Consider the following 695-nt stretch of genomic DNA (forward strand, 5'->3'; position numbering starts at 1 on the left):
CGTCCCACTTCGGTGGAGCCGGTGAAGGAGAGCTTGCGCAGCCGGGAGTCCTTGATCAGGGGCCCGGTGGTGGCCCCTGCCGTGGACGTGGGGATGACGTTGAGGACACCGGCCGGGAGGCCGGCTTCCTGCATGACGGCCGCGAACAGCTGGGACGTCAGGGGCGTCAGGTTCGCAGACTTCAACACCATGGTGCAGCCCGCGGCGACGGCCGGGGCGATCTTGCGGGTGGCCATGGCCAGCGGGAAGTTCCACGGTGTGATCAGCAGGCAGGGACCCACCGGCTTCTTGGCCACCAGGAGCCGGGACTTGCCATCGGGTGAGACGGAATAGCGGCCAAAGGCGCGGACTGCTTCTTCGGAGAACCAGCGCAGGAACTCGGCGCCGTAGGTCACTTCACCGCGGGCCTCGGCCAGCGGCTTGCCCATTTCCAAAGTCATCAGGAGGGCGAAGTCTTCTGCCCGTTCGGTCACCATGTCGAAGGCACGGCGCAGGATTTCGCCGCGTTCCCGGGGCGGCACCTTCGCCCAGGATTCCTGTGCAGCGGCGGCGGCGTCCAGGGCGGCCGCACCGTCCTCGGGGCCGGCGTCGGCAATGCTCAGCAGCACCTTCCCGGTAGCGGGATCCTCGACGTCGAACGTCTTGCCCGAAGCGGCGTCGCGCCACTCACCATCGATGAGCAGCCCGGTGGGAAC

The 695-nt window shown here is 68.2% G+C and carries 1 protein-coding gene; it reads right to left on the reverse strand.

Features of this window, described 5'->3' with window-relative positions:
- Positions 1-695: aldehyde dehydrogenase family protein (locus ACETK3_RS21345; RefSeq protein WP_373993598.1), on the reverse strand; the 695-nt coding region annotated here is incomplete at both ends.

It is taken from the genome of Arthrobacter sp. E44 (assembly GCF_041877125.1).
Taxonomy (GTDB): Bacteria; Actinomycetota; Actinomycetes; order Actinomycetales; family Micrococcaceae; genus Arthrobacter.